The 14,514-nt window shown below is 69.8% G+C and carries 13 protein-coding genes and 1 tRNA gene; 10 read left to right on the plus strand and 4 right to left on the minus strand.

Going from position 1 to position 14,514, the window contains the following annotated elements; translation table 11 throughout:
- The first annotated feature begins 44 nt into the window (after positions 1 to 44).
- Positions 45 to 1,358, plus strand: coding sequence for an MFS transporter (locus tag AMS65_RS16325; RefSeq protein WP_053385231.1), 1,314 nt, complete (start codon positions 45 to 47; stop codon positions 1,356 to 1,358).
- Positions 1,359 to 1,404: 46 nt separating this feature from the next.
- On the plus strand, positions 1,405 to 2,691 hold the full coding sequence (locus AMS65_RS16330) for an ATP-dependent DNA helicase (protein WP_053385232.1): 1,287 nt from the start codon (positions 1,405 to 1,407) through the stop codon (positions 2,689 to 2,691).
- 11 nt (positions 2,692 to 2,702) lie between these two features.
- Here AMS65_RS16330 and AMS65_RS18850 read toward each other — a convergent pair whose 3' ends face one another.
- Positions 2,703 to 3,734, minus strand: a complete 1,032-nt coding sequence (locus AMS65_RS18850) for a biliverdin-producing heme oxygenase (RefSeq protein WP_241489486.1) — start codon at positions 3,732 to 3,734, stop codon at positions 2,703 to 2,705.
- 118 nt (positions 3,735 to 3,852) lie between these two features.
- Between AMS65_RS18850 and AMS65_RS16340 the strand changes: the two genes are divergently transcribed.
- Together AMS65_RS16340 and AMS65_RS16345 are read left to right on the plus strand one after the other, a co-directional pair.
- Complete coding sequence (locus AMS65_RS16340) at positions 3,853 to 5,106, plus strand: serine hydrolase domain-containing protein (RefSeq protein WP_053385233.1); 1,254 nt, start codon at positions 3,853 to 3,855, stop codon at positions 5,104 to 5,106.
- 61 nt (positions 5,107 to 5,167) lie between these two features.
- Positions 5,168 to 5,241 (plus strand) — tRNA-Gly (locus tag AMS65_RS16345).
- Positions 5,242 to 5,527: 286 nt separating this feature from the next.
- On the opposite strand, the gene AMS65_RS16350 is transcribed toward AMS65_RS16345, so the two are convergent.
- On the minus strand, positions 5,528 to 6,070 hold the full coding sequence (locus tag AMS65_RS16350) for a methylated-DNA--[protein]-cysteine S-methyltransferase (RefSeq protein ID WP_053385234.1): 543 nt from the start codon (positions 6,068 to 6,070) through the stop codon (positions 5,528 to 5,530).
- The gene (locus AMS65_RS16355; protein ID WP_053385235.1) at positions 6,067 to 7,608 is read right to left on the minus strand and encodes a DNA-3-methyladenine glycosylase 2 family protein; all 1,542 of its coding nucleotides are present in this window, start codon (positions 7,606 to 7,608) and stop codon (positions 6,067 to 6,069) included. Before AMS65_RS16355 ends, AMS65_RS16350 begins: the two co-directional genes overlap by 4 nt.
- Positions 7,609 to 7,696: 88 nt before the next feature.
- Between AMS65_RS16355 and AMS65_RS16360 the strand changes: the two genes are divergently transcribed.
- The 6 genes from AMS65_RS16360 (at position 7,697) to AMS65_RS16385 (ending at position 13,929) form a co-directional block, all read left to right on the plus strand.
- Positions 7,697 to 8,236: a TetR/AcrR family transcriptional regulator gene (locus AMS65_RS16360; protein WP_053385236.1), complete on the plus strand. Its 540-nt coding sequence runs from the start codon at positions 7,697 to 7,699 to the stop codon at positions 8,234 to 8,236.
- A gap of 186 nt (positions 8,237 to 8,422) precedes the next feature.
- Positions 8,423 to 9,553, plus strand: a complete 1,131-nt coding sequence (locus AMS65_RS16365) for a tyramine oxidase subunit B (protein WP_053385237.1) — start codon at positions 8,423 to 8,425, stop codon at positions 9,551 to 9,553.
- A 156-nt stretch (positions 9,554 to 9,709) separates the two neighbouring features.
- A complete protein-coding gene (gene solA / locus AMS65_RS16370) occupies positions 9,710 to 10,882 on the plus strand; it encodes an N-methyl-L-tryptophan oxidase (RefSeq protein ID WP_053385238.1) in 1,173 nt (390 codons plus the stop codon).
- Positions 10,883 to 11,066: 184 nt separating this feature from the next.
- Positions 11,067 to 12,026 (plus strand): ABC transporter ATP-binding protein, encoded by a 960-nt coding sequence (locus AMS65_RS16375; RefSeq protein ID WP_053385239.1) that lies wholly within the window; start codon positions 11,067 to 11,069, stop codon positions 12,024 to 12,026.
- On the plus strand, positions 12,023 to 12,850 hold the full coding sequence (locus AMS65_RS16380; RefSeq protein WP_053385240.1) for an ABC transporter permease: 828 nt from the start codon (positions 12,023 to 12,025) through the stop codon (positions 12,848 to 12,850). Before AMS65_RS16375 ends, AMS65_RS16380 begins: the two co-directional genes overlap by 4 nt.
- A gap of 95 nt (positions 12,851 to 12,945) precedes the next feature.
- The gene (locus AMS65_RS16385; protein WP_053385241.1) at positions 12,946 to 13,929 is read left to right on the plus strand and encodes an LLM class flavin-dependent oxidoreductase; all 984 of its coding nucleotides are present in this window, start codon (positions 12,946 to 12,948) and stop codon (positions 13,927 to 13,929) included.
- Positions 13,930 to 13,952: 23 nt separating this feature from the next.
- Here AMS65_RS16385 and AMS65_RS16390 read toward each other — a convergent pair.
- The coding region (locus AMS65_RS16390; protein WP_157502378.1) for a TetR/AcrR family transcriptional regulator at positions 13,953 to 14,514 on the minus strand (562 nt) is incomplete at its 5' end.

Here is a 14,514-nt window from a genome sequence, read left to right on the forward strand (position 1 = left end):
CCGCAAAGCCCCCGGAGCGGCCGCGATGGCACTACGCTGGCGACATGAGTGAGAACACGGCACCGAACGCCGCGGACACCACGGACCCCACGCCCGTGAAGAAGCGCACCATCGTCGCCTGGTCGCTCTGGGACTGGGGATCGGCTGCGTTCCAAGCGGTCGTGACCACCTTCGTCTTCACCGTCTACCTCACGAGCGCCCCCTTCGGCGAAGAAGCGGAGGTGTCGACGAAGCTCGGCATGGCGCTGCTCATCGCCGGCATCGTGGTGGCGCTCGTGGCACCGGTGCTGGGTCGCCTCACCGACGCGGCCGGCCGGCGCAAGACCTGGCTCGGCATCAACACCGCTATCGTGGTGGGCGCGAACGCGCTGATGGTGCTCGTCGCCCCGGCGGAGCAGTACCTGCTGCTCGGCCTCGTGCTGCTGGCCATCGGCAACGTCGCCTTCGAGTTCGCGAGCGTCAGCTACAACGCGATGCTCTCCCAGGTCTCCAACAACGGCAACGTCGGCAAGGTGTCCGGCTTCGGATGGGGCATGGGCTACCTCGGCGGCATCGTACTGCTCGCGATCCTGCTCGTCGGATTCATCTTCCCCGAGGTGGGCTGGTTCGGCGTCACCTCCGAGGGGGCCTGGAACATCCGGGTCGCGATGGTGATCTCGGCGCTGTGGTTCGGGATCTTCGCCATCCCCGTGTTCTTCGCGGTGCCCGAGATCCCCGCCGACCCGCGAGCACCGAGCACCCGACGCGGGCTCCTCACCGGGTACCGGGATCTCTTCCGCAGCATCGCGGACCTGTGGCGCACCGCCCGCCACACCCTCTACTTCCTCATCGCGAGCGCGGTGTTCCGCGACGGCCTCGCCGGCGTCTTCACCTTCGCCGGCGTCATCGCTGCGCGCAGTTTCGGCTTCGACAACACCACCGTCATCCTGTTCGCCATCGTCGCCAATGTCGTGGCCGGCATCGCGACCATCGCGGGCGGAGTCCTCGAGGATCGCATCGGCGCGAAGACGGTGATGCTCTCCTCGATCGTGCTCATGGTGCTCTGCGGGCTGCTCCTGTTCATCCTGAACCCGCTCGGCGGATGGGTGTTCTGGGCCTTCGGCCTCACGCTCGCGGTGTTCGTCGGCCCCGTGCAGTCGGCGTCCCGCTCCTTCCTCGCGAGACTCATCCCGCCCGGTCGCGAGGGTGAGATCTTCGGCCTCTACGCCACGACCGGCCGCGCGGTCTCCTTCCTCGCGCCGGCCGCCTTCACGGCGTCCGTGGCGCTCGGCGGAACGACGATCTTCGGCATCCTCGGCATCTCCCTCGTGCTGCTCTTCGGCCTGATCCTGCTGCTCCCGGTCAAAGCCGGCTCCTGACCCGTCGCCCGCCGCGTGCGGCACGGCTGCAGGCTACGATTGGGGGGTGCCGAATCCCCAGCTCTCCCCCGAGCAGCTCGCCGTCTACGAGCGCATCGAGCACACCCGCGAACACATCTTCGTCACGGGTCGCGCCGGAACCGGCAAGTCGACCATCCTGAACCACCTCGCCTGGAACACGAGCAAGATCATCGCGGTCTGCGCGCCCACCGGCGTCGCCGCGCTGAACGTCGGCGGACAGACGATCCACTCGCTGCTGCGCCTGCCGACCGGCATCATCGCGGATCACGACCTCGACCAGCCCGCCGAGCTCAAGAAGATGCTCGCCTCGATCGACACGCTCGTCATCGACGAGATCTCGATGGTCTCCGCCGATCTCATGGACGCGATCGACCGCTCGCTGCGCCAGGCCCGCGACAAGAAGCACGACCCTTTCGGGGGCGCGCAGATCATCATGTTCGGCGACCCGTTCCAGCTGCCGCCCGTGCCTCCGCGCGACCCGCACGAGCGCGCCTACTTCGCCGACACCTACCGCTCGCTCTGGTTCTTCGACGCGAAGGTGTGGACGGCCACCCCGCTGTCGGTGATCGAGCTGAGCGAGGTGCACCGCCAGCGCGACGACCGGTTCAAGCAGATCCTCGGAGCGGTGCGGCACGGGGTGGTGCAGGAGGATCAGGCGGCCGAGCTCAACGCGGCCGGCGCGCGCCCCGCGCCCCGCGACGTGATCACGCTCGCCACCACCAACGCCACCGTCAACCGCATCAACGCCCAGCGGCTCGCCGAGATCGGCGGGACGTCGCTGCGGGCCGTGGCCGAGATCAACGGCGAGTTCAGGGAGAACACCTACCCGGCCGATGAGGTGCTCGAGCTCAAGCCGGGCGCGCAGGTGATGTTCCTGCGCAACGACTCCGACGGGCGCTGGGTCAACGGCACTATCGGCACGGTGTCGCGCGTCGACGGCACCGTGTGGGTGGAGGTGGATCGCGAGGAGTTCGAGGTGGAGCCCACGGTGTGGGAGCGCTACCGCTACCGGTACGACGCCGAGACGAAGAAGCTCGAGAAGGAGGTCGTCGCGGAGTTCGAGCAGTTCCCGCTGCGCCTCGCGTGGGCCGTGACCGTGCACAAGTCGCAGGGGCACACCTACGACGCCGCGGTGGTGGACCTCGGGCCCCGCGCGTTCAGCGCCGGGCAGACCTACGTGGCGCTGAGCCGCGTGCGCTCACTCGAGGGGCTCTACCTGCAGCGACCGCTGCAGCCTCGCGACGTCATCGTCGACCCCAACGTGGTGCGCTTCATGAACGAGCGCACGCAGAGCGAGACGGCCCCGGCCTGAGCCGTCGACGGCTATGCCGTCGCCTTCGCCCGGCCGAGATCCACGAAGACCGCCGTGTTGAAACCGTAGGCCGCCCGCACCTCGTCGAGCATGCGCGCCTTCTCGGCTTCGTCGAGGCCCTCTCCCAGCGCGTCGAGCGCGGAGCGGTACTCGTTCTTGAAGTCGGTGAGCGAGCCCAGCTCCGAGAAGTCGTAGAAGGCGATGCCTTCGCGATCCAGCTCGTGCTGCTTCGCCACCCTCCTCGCGATCATCTGCCCGCCCGAGAGATCGCCGAGGTACCGGGTGTAGTGATGGGCGACGACGCCCGCGATCCAGCCCTCTTCGGCCACCTCGCGGATGCGAGCGGCGTAGGCCTCGGTCGCCGGCACGACCTCGACGCGATCGCGCCAGTCGTCTCCGATGAGGTGCACGAGATCCGCCTCGAGCGCCGGCATGCGCACGAGCGCCTCCCGGTGGAAGGGCGCGAAATCGGGATCGGCGGCGAAGCGAGCCGTCGCCGCCTCGAGCGCCTCGTACATGTAATAGTGCTGCACGACGAGATCGATGTAGTCCTGCAGCGTGCCGCGCCCGCGCATGATCTCCTCCATGAAGGAGGCGCCCTCGCTATCGGAGTGATCGGACCAGGAGCTCTCCCGCACGACCACCGAGAACGGCTTCTCGCCCTCGGCCGCGGAGCTCTCCGCGGCGTGGTGCGCATGGTGGGCGTGGTTCCCATGGTGCGCGCCGGAACCGCTCTCCGGCGCGTGCTCCTCGCGCGGCTCGATCCCCAGCCGCTCGCATGCGGCGTTGTAGAGCGCGACGACCTCTCGGCGGATCTCGGGGCGCTCGGTGATGGGGCCGGCCGGCCACGCGACCGACAGCTCGTGCTCGCCGGACGGATCGGAGACCAGCCAGACCCCGCCCTCGCCCGTCACGCCGATCATGCGGCTCGCCGTTGCGTCGGGGCGCCCGAAAGCGCGCGCGATCAGGAGATTGTCATCGGCATGGTCGCCGTTCATGTGTCCGGTCACGCCCGAGACCACATCTTCAGTAAAGCTCGTCACCGCTCCAGTCTAGTAAGGTCAGCCTCACATTGCCGCCAGAGACCGTTCTTCTCAGCGTCACGCAGTAGACTCTCCGGTGTTCTGCGCCCCATACGAAGCATCAGATTGGCGGTCGAGTTTGATCCCGAGGCTTGCACATCGCACGCGCATCGTCGCAACCGCTCTGCTCGCGACGGCGTCGCTCGGGCTGACAGCCTGCACCGGCGGCGACATCGCCGCCCCGGTGGGCGACGTCGACACCATCGACCAAGCGCTCGCATCCGGCATCGACGAGGCCATCGAGAACGCGATGGAGCTGAGCGGTTCCTCGCAAGCGGTCGTCGGCATCTGGTCGGGCGAGCAGGCGTACGTGCGCGGCTACGGCGACGGCGACATCGACGGGTCGGTCAAGATCCGCGGCGCCCAAGCCACCCAGCCCGTGATGTGCGCGCTCCTGCTCGACCTCGTCGACGCGGGGCAGATCGAGCTGGATCGCGAGATCTCGAAGGACCTGACCCGGCAGTCGGGCATCGAGGGCGTCACCTATCGACAGCTCTGCGACATGCGATCCGGCATCGCCGATTTCAAGAGGGGCTACAACACTCTCTTCGCCAACAACCCGACCCGGTACTGGCCGGAGCAGGAGCTGATCGCGCAGGGCCTCGCCCACTCCCCGCTCGCCTGGCCCGGACTCAACGTGAACCAGTCCGACACCAACGTGGTGCTGCTGGCGCGCGTGCTGAAGGTCAAGACCGGTCGCGAGGTCTCGGAACTGCTCGACGAGCACGTCTTCGCGAAGGCGGAGATGCCGTCGAGTTACTTCCCCGCGTTCTCGAGCACGACGGTCTCCGGCTCGACCCTCGCCGGCACCAACTACCCGCTGAGCGGTGGCAAGGCGGTGTGCGACGCCGGCCCGGTGGAGGTTCCCGAGGTCTCCGCATCGATCCTCTCGGGCGCCGGGGCGACCGTCACGACGGTCACCGACCTCAAGAACTTCTACGAGCACTACCTCGACGGCACCTTCGGCGGCGACGCCGCATCGATCACCACCGACGCCTTCCCCGTGAAGAACCCGAAGCGCGACAGTGAGGGCAACCCCACCGAGGAGCCCGACGAGAACGGCCGCCAGTGGACGTTCGGCACGGAGAAGATGGGGCCGCTCTACGGTCGCAGCGGATCGATCACCGGCACGATCACCGCGGCGTACCACGATCCCGAATCGGGCTACTCGGTGGTCGTCGCACTGAACAACTCGGCCTCCGGAGCGGCCTTCGCCAAGGCGCTCGCCTTCCAGCTCGCCTCGATCTCGGCCGAGGCCGGAGCCGGGCCGGAGCTGCCCTGGACCGCCGAAGAGCAGCTCGCGGAACTCCAGAAGAGCGCCGCCTGCCCGTAGGGCGGTAACCGCGATTTCGCCGCCCGCCATCCTGCTATAGTTGGTGCGGCGCTATCGCCCTGGGATCGTCGTCTAATGGTAAGACATCAGCTTCCCAAGCTGAGAACGCGGGTTCGATTCCCGTCGGTCCCTCCACAGAAGCCCCCTGCCTCGCGGCAGGGGGCTTCGTACTTCAGGACCTCCGGGAAGCCCGCTTCCTCTCGTCTCAGGACCTCCGGCCTCCCGTGCTCACTCCCCCACGTGCGTCAGTAGTTGCTGCCTCCCGTCAGGTTTGGTGACAACTACTGACGCGCGAATATCGGGGTCCTGGGCCTGCCGTGGATCGGGCCGGGGCAGGCCGGGCAGGGGCGGAGCGGGACAGGCCGAGGCGGGGCGGGAGCGGGGGGCGAAGACGACTCGCGTCCTCGCCTCAGCTTCAGCCTCAGAGCCGCGCACCCTCGTGGCGCAGCAGCCGCTCCTTGACGTCAGTGCCGAAGAGGTAGCCCCCGAGCCCGCCGTCCGTGCGGACGATGCGGTGGCACGGCACCACGAGCGCCACGAGGTTGTTGGCGCAGCCCGAAGCGGCGGCGCGCACCGCCGAGGGGCGCCCGGCGAGCGCCGCGAGCTCGGTGTACGTCACGGCACCGCCCGCGGGTACCCGGCGCAGCGCCCGCCACACCTCGCCGCGGAACGGCGTCTCGGGCTGTGCGACCGGGATCTCGTCGATCGCGGTGAGATCCCCGTCGGCATAGGCGCGCAGCGCATCCGGGATCGGTCCCGCGTCGCTCGGGGAGTCGGCGAGGCCGCGCCCTGCGAGCGATGCGTCGAGGCGGTCGAGGCGCTCCATGAGGCTGACGGCCTCGGGATCGGAATCGGTGGCGAAGCCGCCGGCCCGGAGCGCGCCGTCCTCGGGCGTCCAGATCGCGTGGAACGGGCTGCCGACGATGTCGACCACCGCGTACGAAAAAGGCAGCTGAGAGGTCATGGGATCTCCTTTCGCGAGGCCGCTTCGAGAAAGTCGGCCCAGAGGTGCTGAGTGGCGTATCCCCGGAAGGGCCGCCAGGTCTCGGCGAGGCGCTCGGCCTCGCGGTTCGCGGTCACGCCGAGGGCGCGACGCAGGATCAGATCGCCCGAGGGATAGGCGTCCGGGTCGCCGAGCGCGCGCAGCGCGATGATCTCCACGGTCCAGGGGCCGATGCCGCGCATCGCGGCGAGTTCGGCGCGCGCCCGGTCGCGGTCGGCTCCGGGCCCGAGGTCGAGGCCGGAGGCGAGCGCCGCAGCGAGCGAGCGCAGCGTCTCCGCCCTGGCTCGGGTGAGCCCGAGGCGATCCCGCAACTGCTCGGCCTCGCATCCGGCGATGAGTTCGGGATCAGGCCCCGCCAGAAAGCCCGGCACCGCCTGGACGCCCGGCCGGGCGAAGGCCGCCGCGAGCCGCCCCTGCAGGGTGCGCGCCGCGGCGAGCGAGACCTGCTGCCCCAGAACGGTGCCGAGCGCGAACTCGCGGGGTTCGCGCGCCGCGGGCAGCCGCAGCCCCGGTCGACGGATGACGAGGTCTCCGAGCAGCGGATCGCGCGCGAACGCATCGGCGATCTGCGCCGGGTCGGCGTCGAGGTCGAGCAGGCGGCGCACCGTCTGGATCGCGGGCATCGTGTCGGTGAGCTGCGGCAGCGTGAGCACCACCGGAATCCCCACCGCCGTGACTCCGTCGCGCGTCTGCGCGGCCGACGGGGGCACCTCCGACCAGTCGATGCGCACCACCGCGGTACCGCCGGGCACATCGACAGCGTGCGCGGTCGAGCCATCCGCATCGACGAGGTCGCGCCCCGGAACGGCGTGCGCCTCGAGATGCGCACGGATCGCCGCGGCGTCGAAGGGGGCCCGGGTGCGCAGACGCAGCGCGATCCTCGGTCGTTCATCGGACACCGGGCCGCGAGGATCCTCCGCGCCGATGCGGCGACGCGGCATGCGCGAGGGCGCGATCCCGAACTCCTCGCGCATCGTGTCGCCGAACTGCCGGACGCTGCCGAAACCGGCGGCGAAGGCGACGTCGACGAGCGGCAGCTCCGTCTCCTCGATGAGCGCGCGAGCCGCGTGCGCCCGCCGGGTGCGGGTGAGCTGCAGCGGACTCGCGCCGATCTCCTCCATCATCATGCGACGCAGGTGCCGCTCGCTGACGGCGAGCTCGGCCGCGAGTCCCGCCACGCCAACCGCGTCGACGGCGCCGTCCCTGATGCGGCGAACGGCCCGCGCCACGAGATCGCCGCGCACGTCCCAGTCCCGGGTGCCCGGCACCGCGTCGGGGCGGCACCGCTTGCAGGCGCGGAACCCCGCCGCCACACACGCGGCCGCGCTCGGGAAGAAGCGGCAGTTCTCGGGGAGGGGCTTGCGCGCGGGGCACGAGGGACGGCAGTAGATCCCCGTGCTCGTCACTCCGAGATAGACCCGACCGTCCCAGCGCGCGTCGCGGCCCGACGCAGCCCGGTAGCAGGCGTCGAAGTCGAGGATCGGAGTATCGCTGGTCACGGATCCATTGTTCCGCGCGCACGCCCGCGACGCACGCGGAAAACGGACATGGCAGTGGGAGCGCCCGCCACTCGCTACGCTCGAGTGCATGAGTCACGCCTCCGGCCGCTCCGCCCTGCTGCGAGCCACCATCGTCGTCGTCGCCGCGGGCGGCCTGCGCGCGCTGACCTACCGCGCGGTCGCCGCGGAGGCCGGCGTCTCGCACGGGCTCGTGCGGCACCACTTCGGATCCCGTGACCAGCTCATCGCGGAGGCGATGGAGTTCGCGATCGACGAGAGCCTCCGCGGCTCGAACATGCTCAGCAGCGCGCTCACGGCAGCCGAGTTCGCCGCCGGGATCGAGTCGCTCGCCGACCGGGAGGCGGGCATCCAGTCGTTCCAGTACGAACTGCTGCTCGAGTCGCGGCGCCGTCCGGAGCTGCGGCCGCTGGCGGAGCAGCACTACCGCGCCTACCGCGAGGCGATCTCGCGCCAGCTGGCCCGCCTGGGCGTCGACGACGCCGAACTGACGGAACTGATCTGGTTCGCTCTCGACGGGATCGTGTTCAAGCAGCTCGTGTCGCCCGAGGACGTCGCCCCGGCCCTGCGCCGCATCCGCGCGCTCGTCGAGGCGGCGCAGACCGCCTGACAGCAGGCCCGACACCCGCGGCAGCCCCAGTCGCCCCGCGGGAGCCGCGATCCGATACCCCGGATCCCGAATCTCTCCTTGACTATCCAGATGGATAGTTTTAGGCTGACGCTACCGAGTGGATCGTGACCGGATCCCTCGCCCGGGCGGAGCCGCTCGGAGCAAGAACGAAAGGGACACACCGCCGTGCCGGACACCACGATCGAATTCCTCTACCTCAACGAGCCCGACATGATCCGCGCCGGTGTCACGAACATGGCCGAGTGCGTCGACACCATGACCGACATGCTGGGGCTCTTCGCCCAGGGCGACTACCGCATGGCCGGCAGCGAGAACAACTCGCACGGCGCGCAGGTCTTCTTCCCCGCCGAGGAGACCTTCCCCGGCATGCCCGTCGACGGCCCGGATCGCCGCTTCATGGCCATGCCCGCCTACCTCGGCGGTGACTACCAGGTCGCCGGCTGCAAATGGTACGGATCCAACGTCGAGAACAAGAAGCAGGGCCTGCCCCGCTCCATCCTCATGTTCACGCTCAACGACAAGGACACCGGCGCGCCCCTCGCCATCATGAGCGCCAACCTCCTCAGCGCCTACCGCACCGGCGCGATCCCCGGCGTCGGCGCCCGCTACCTCGCCCGCGAGGACGCCACGGTCGTCGGCATCATCGGCCCCGGCCCCATGAACCGCACCTCCCTCGAATCGTTCATGGCCGTGCGTCCCGACATCGACACCGTGAAGGTCTCGGGCCGCGGCCAGGCCGGTATCGACACCTTCATCGCGTGGGCGAAGGAGAAGTTCCCCCAGATCGCTCGCGTAGAGCAGGTCGCCGACATGGAGGCCGCCGTGCGCGGATCCGACATCGTCAGCATCGCCGTGCCCAGCCCGATGGGCTCCGAGAACTACCCGACCGTCCAGGACGAGTGGGTCAAACCCGGCGCATTCATCTGCTGCTCGGCCCACCTCGCGCTCGACGAGGATCTCGTGCTGCGATCCCGCCACGTCGCCGACGCCCGCAAGATCTACCAGGCCTGGGCCGAGGAGATCCCCGCCCCCGCGCACGAGACCGTGGGCATCTGGGGCATGCACCTCGTCGACCGCGTGCGCGACGGCCGCATGACTCCCGAGCAGTTCGAGGACATGGGCGAGATCATCCAGGGCCTCACCCCCGCGCGCCGCAACGACGACGAGGTCTTCATCTACTCGGTGGGCGGCATGCCCGTCGAAGACGTCGCGTGGGCAACGAAGGTCTACCGCAACGCCGTGCGCGACGGCATCGGCACCAAGCTCAAGCTCTGGGACGAGCCCGCGCTGGCCTGATCCCTCGCTCCCCCACCCCCGGCGCACGGACCCTCCCCGTCGTTCTGCGCGGAGTCGCAGAATCCCACTCGGGAGAACGGCGCATCAGAGGCGACGAACACTCGAGATCCTGCGACTCCGCGCAGGATGACAGACCAGAAGCAGAAGAGGATCGAAATGGACCTGCAGAAGACGGGCGTCGTGGTGATCGGCGCCGGAACCGTCGGCTCGATGGCGCTGTGGCAGCTGAGCAAGCGCGAAGGGCTCGACGTGGTCGGCATCGAGCAGTACGGGCGCGTGCACTCGCACGGCTCGTACGTCGGGGAGTCGCGCGTGTTCCGCACCGCGGTGCACGAGGGCGGCACCTACGTGCGCATGATCCAGCGCTCGCGAGATCTGTGGCGCGAGCTCGAGAAGGAATCGGGCCGCGACATCTACTACGAGGTCGGCTGCCTCAGCATCGCGCCCGAGGGATTCCCGGATCTCGAGACCGCGCTCGGCACGGTGCGCGACTACGGCATCCCCCACCGCACGCTCAGCACCGAGGAACTGCGCAAGGAGTATCCGCAGCACACGATCTTCGACGGCGACGTGGGCCTGCTCGACGAGCACGGCGGCGGGCTGCGCCCCGAGGTCGCCGTGATGAGCGCGCTCGACCTGGCCGAGGCGAACGGCGCCCGGCTCTACTTCAACACCCCGGTCCTCGGCATCGAGGAGCGCTCCGACGGGGTCGTGGTGCGCACCACCCAGGGATCCTGGCTCGCCGACACGGTGGTGCTCGCCTCGGGATCCTGGTCGACCCGCCTCTCCCCCGAGCTGGACGAGCTGCTGCGCCTGCAGGTGCTCGGCCTCACCTGGTTCATGCCCCGCGATCCCGCGGCATTCGTGCCCGAGAAGTTCCCCGCGTTCCTGCGCGACGCCGGCCCCGTGCACTTCTTCGGCGCGCCGAGCTTCGACGGCTACGCGTTCAAGGCCTGCACCAACCCGGAGTGGCCGGTGTTCCGCGACGTGGCCGACGTGCCCACCCACCACACGCGCGAAGAGCTCATCAAGATCGGCCAGCGCGCCGCAGAACTCTTCGAGGGCCTCAACCCCGAGCCGGTGCGCGAGAGCGTGCACCACTGCGCCTACACCCCCGACCGCCTGCCCGTGGTCGACCGCAGCGCGAGCGGCCGGGTCGTCACCATCGCGGGCCTCTCGGGTCACGGCTTCAAGTTCTCGCCGCAGCTCGGCGAGTGGGCCGCGCAGCTGGTCGCGGGCGAGGAAAGCACGGTGGATCCGCGCTTCGCGCTGCCCGAGCGCATGAAGGTGCTCGCCGAGCTCGGCCCCTACACCGGCGGCGGGCACTGATCCTCGTACTCCTCCTCCGCTACGCGCGTCAGTAGTTGTCACCAAAACTCTGTTTTGGCGACAACTACTGACGCGCGAATGCGGGATACCGGGCCGAAGCGCCCCCGAGAGATCCGCTCCGCGGCAATAGTTCTACCTAGGATAGAGTTATCGCCAACGACGATACTGCCGGCGAGGGGATCACATGACACAGCAAGCGGTACGCGTGGAGGTCGCGGGCCTCTCCAAGCGCTTCGGCAGCGTGCAGGCCGTGCACGCGCTCAGCTTCGCAGCCGAGCCCGGGCGGGTGACCGGCTTCCTCGGCCCGAACGGCTCCGGTAAGACGACCACACTCTCGATGGTGCTCGGCCTCACGCGCCCCGACAGCGGCACCGCCACGATCGGAGGCGCGCCCTACGCCTCGCTCGAGCGCCCCGCGCTCACCGTCGGAGCCTCGCTCTCGGCCGACTTCCACCCGGCGCACACCGGCCGCGCGCACCTCGATATTGTGCGCCGCGCCATCGGCGTGCCGAAGCGCACCGTCGACGAGAAGCTCGAACTCGTCGGACTGGCCGACGCGGCCGACCGGAAGACCGGCGGCTACTCGCTCGGCATGCGCCAGCGCCTCGCCCTCGCGGCCGCTCTGCTCGGCGACCCGGGCGTGATCCTGCTCGACGAGCCGATCAACGGCCTCGATCCCGAGGGGATCCGATGGATCCGGCTGCTCCTCAAGCATCTCGCGAGCGAGGGCAAGACCGTGCTGCTGTCGTCGCACCTGCTCAGCGAGGTGCAGCAGACGGTCGACGATGTCGTGGTGATCCGCCGCGGCGAGCTCGCGTTCGCCGGCACGCTCGACGAACTGCAGCGCGGCACCGGCGAGCGCACGGTGCTCGTCGGCGTCGCCCACCGCGACGCGAGCGACCAGCCGACCCTCGCGCACGCCCTGCAGGCTGCGGGTGCTCAGGTGCACGGTGCACGCGGCAGCACCATGCGGATCACGGGCCTGGATCCCGCGGCCGTCGGCATCGTGGCACTCGAGGCGGCGATCCCGCTCTCGCACCTGAGCGTCGAGGAGAGCGAGCTGGAGCAGAGCTTCCTGGAGCTGATCGAGGATGCGGGCTCCCAGCCGCCGGCCGGGTCCGCGGCGGAAGGGGGTGCGGCATGAACCGCCTGACGCGCAGCCTCTCCTCCGAGTGGCGCAAGGTGCGCTCGACGAAGCTCTGGTGGATCCTCGCGATCGTGCTCGGCGCGTACTCGGCCATGATGGCGGCGATGTTCGCCTTCATCTTCGGCGCGATGAGCGACGAGATGGGCGGCATCGCGCTGCCCGCGCAGGCCACCGCGAACATGGTCTACGCCTCGGTCTCGACCTTCGGCTATGTGATCCCGCTGCTGCTCGGCGCGCTCATGGCCACCGGCGAGCTGCGCCACCGCACGCTCGCGCTCACCTTCACCCTCGAACCCCAGCGCGGGATCGTGCTGCTGAGCAAGACGATCGTGCTGCTCGGCTTCGGGATCGCGGTCGGGATCGCGGGGCTGCTCGGCGCGATCGGCGCAGGCGCGCCGGTGCTCGCCGCCACGGACGGCGACCCGATGCTCGGCTCGGGCGAGACCTGGCTGCTCGCGCTGCGGGTGCTCGCCGCGCTCGGGCTGTGGTCGATCATCGGGTTCGGGATCGGCGTGCTCGTGCGCAACCAGGCCTTCGCGATCGTGCTGGCCCTCGTGTTCACCCAGTTCGTCGAGCCCGTGCTGCGCACCGGCGCCCAGTTCTGGGAGTGGAGCGCGCAGGTCGCGAAGTTCCTGCCCGGATCGGCGACCGACGCGTTCGTCGGCGCGAGTGTGATGACCAGCATGTCCAGTCTCGATCCCTCGCTCCCGGAGGGATCCGGCGCACTCGGCATCTGGGGCGGACTGCTGGTGATGCTGGCCTACGCCGTCATCGCCGTAGCCGCCGGGTGGGCGCTGCGCTGGCGGCGCGACGTGGTGTAACCGCGTCCGCGGCGCAGAACCACGCCGGCACCGGGCGAGTCCGCATCGGGCGAGTCGTCGGGAATGCGCCGAACGGGGCGCGTGTTGAAGCCCGTATGGCTGCGACACCCCTCTCGATCCTCGATCTCGCCACTGTGGAAGCCGACGGCAGCATCGCCGACGCTTTCCGTCACTCGGTCGAGGTGGCGCAGCTCGCAGAACGCAGCGGCTATCGGCGGATCTGGTACGCCGAGCACCACAACATGCCGTCGATCGCGTCGAGTGCGACCGCGGTGCTGATCGCCCACATCGCCGCGCACACCTCGAGCATCGGGCTCGGCGCGGGCGGGGTCATGCTGCCGAACCACTCGCCGCTCGTGATCGCCGAGCAGTTCGGCACGCTCGCCGAACTGCACCCGGGGCGCATCGGTCTCGGCCTGGGGCGCGCTCCCGGCACCGACGGCGCCACCTTCCGGGCGCTGCGCCGCACCCACCAGGCCGCCGAGAGCTTCCCGAGCGACGTGCTCGAGCTGCAGCGCTATCTCTCCGACGAGCTGCCGCGCAACGCCGTCAACGCCTACCCCGGCCGCGGCACGCGGGTGCCCCTCACGATCCTCGGGTCCAGCCTCTTCGGCGCCAGCCTCGCGGCCCAGCTCGGCCTGCCCTACTCGTTCGCGTCGCACTTCGCGCCGCAGCAGCTCGCGGGCGCCGTGCAGCACTACCGGGCGAACTACGTGCCGAGCGAGACGCACCCGGAGCCCTATGTGAGCGCCGGCGTGAACGTCGTTGCAGCGGCGAGCGACGAGGAGGCGGAGGCGCTGTTCGTACGCACGGAGGTGGATCGCGTGCGACGCTTCCTGTCGCGCGGGCGGGAGCAGGAGCTCACCGTCGACGAGGCGTCGGCGCTGGTCGACACCCCCGCGGGACGGGAGATCCGCGGCATGATGCAGTACACGGCGATCGGCGGCCCCGATCGCGTGCGCGAGGAGCTCGAGGCCTTCGCGCGCTTCGCCGATGTGGACGAGCTCGTCACCGTGCACCCGGCGCCCACACGCAGCGAGCAACTCGCGTCGGTGCGTCTCGCGGCGCCGGCGGACTAGCGCCCCGCGGCGCCGATGCGGGATCAGGCTGCAGGGGCGAGCAGCTCCTGCAGGCGCGGACGCGCGCGCTGAATGCGTGCGGGCAGCGTCTGCCAGCCGTCCATCATCCCCGACAGCACCTGCGCACCGACGAAGGCCTCGTTGACCACCTCGGCCAGTTCCTGCGCACCGCAGGGCGACGTGATCGAGCCGTCCTCGATGCCCTCGCGGATGAGCGTGGCGGTGACCCTCTGCCACTCGTCGTAGTAGCCGTAACCGCGATCCTTCAACTCATCCGGCAACGACCCCACCAGACGAATCCCCGCCTGCACCAGCGCATCCGACGAAATCAACTCCGCCACACCATCCAGCAGATCCAACAACCGCTCCAGAGACGTCCCCTCCGTCTCCACCACAGCCGACAACACCTCAGTCATCCGCTCCTGCTGCGCATCCAACACCGCAGCAGCCACATCATCCTTATTCCCGAAATGGAAATACAACGACCCCAAGCTGATCCCCGCATCATCGGAGATATCCTTCAACTTCGCCTTGTCATACTCCATACGCGAAAACACCCGACCAGCCGCCTCGAGCAGAGCCGTC

Origin of the sequence: Leucobacter celer subsp. astrifaciens (genome assembly GCF_001273835.1) — a bacterium.
Taxonomy (GTDB): Bacteria; Actinomycetota; Actinomycetes; order Actinomycetales; family Microbacteriaceae; genus Leucobacter; species Leucobacter celer.

Coding starts and splice junctions, on each gene's coding strand:
- AMS65_RS16375 (WP_053385239.1), top strand. CDS start 11,067: ATGACACAGCAAGCGGTACGCGTGGAGGTCGCGGGCCTCTCCAAGCGC.
- solA (WP_053385238.1), top strand. CDS start 9,710: ATGGACCTGCAGAAGACGGGCGTCGTGGTGATCGGCGCCGGAACCGTC.
- AMS65_RS16360 (WP_053385236.1), top strand. CDS start 7,697: ATGAGTCACGCCTCCGGCCGCTCCGCCCTGCTGCGAGCCACCATCGTC.
- AMS65_RS16325 (WP_053385231.1), top strand. CDS start 45: ATGAGTGAGAACACGGCACCGAACGCCGCGGACACCACGGACCCCACG.
- AMS65_RS16385 (WP_053385241.1), top strand. CDS start 12,946: ATGGCTGCGACACCCCTCTCGATCCTCGATCTCGCCACTGTGGAAGCC.
- AMS65_RS16350 (WP_053385234.1), bottom strand. CDS start 6,070: ATGACCTCTCAGCTGCCTTTTTCGTACGCGGTGGTCGACATCGTCGGC.
- AMS65_RS16380 (WP_053385240.1), top strand. CDS start 12,023: ATGAACCGCCTGACGCGCAGCCTCTCCTCCGAGTGGCGCAAGGTGCGC.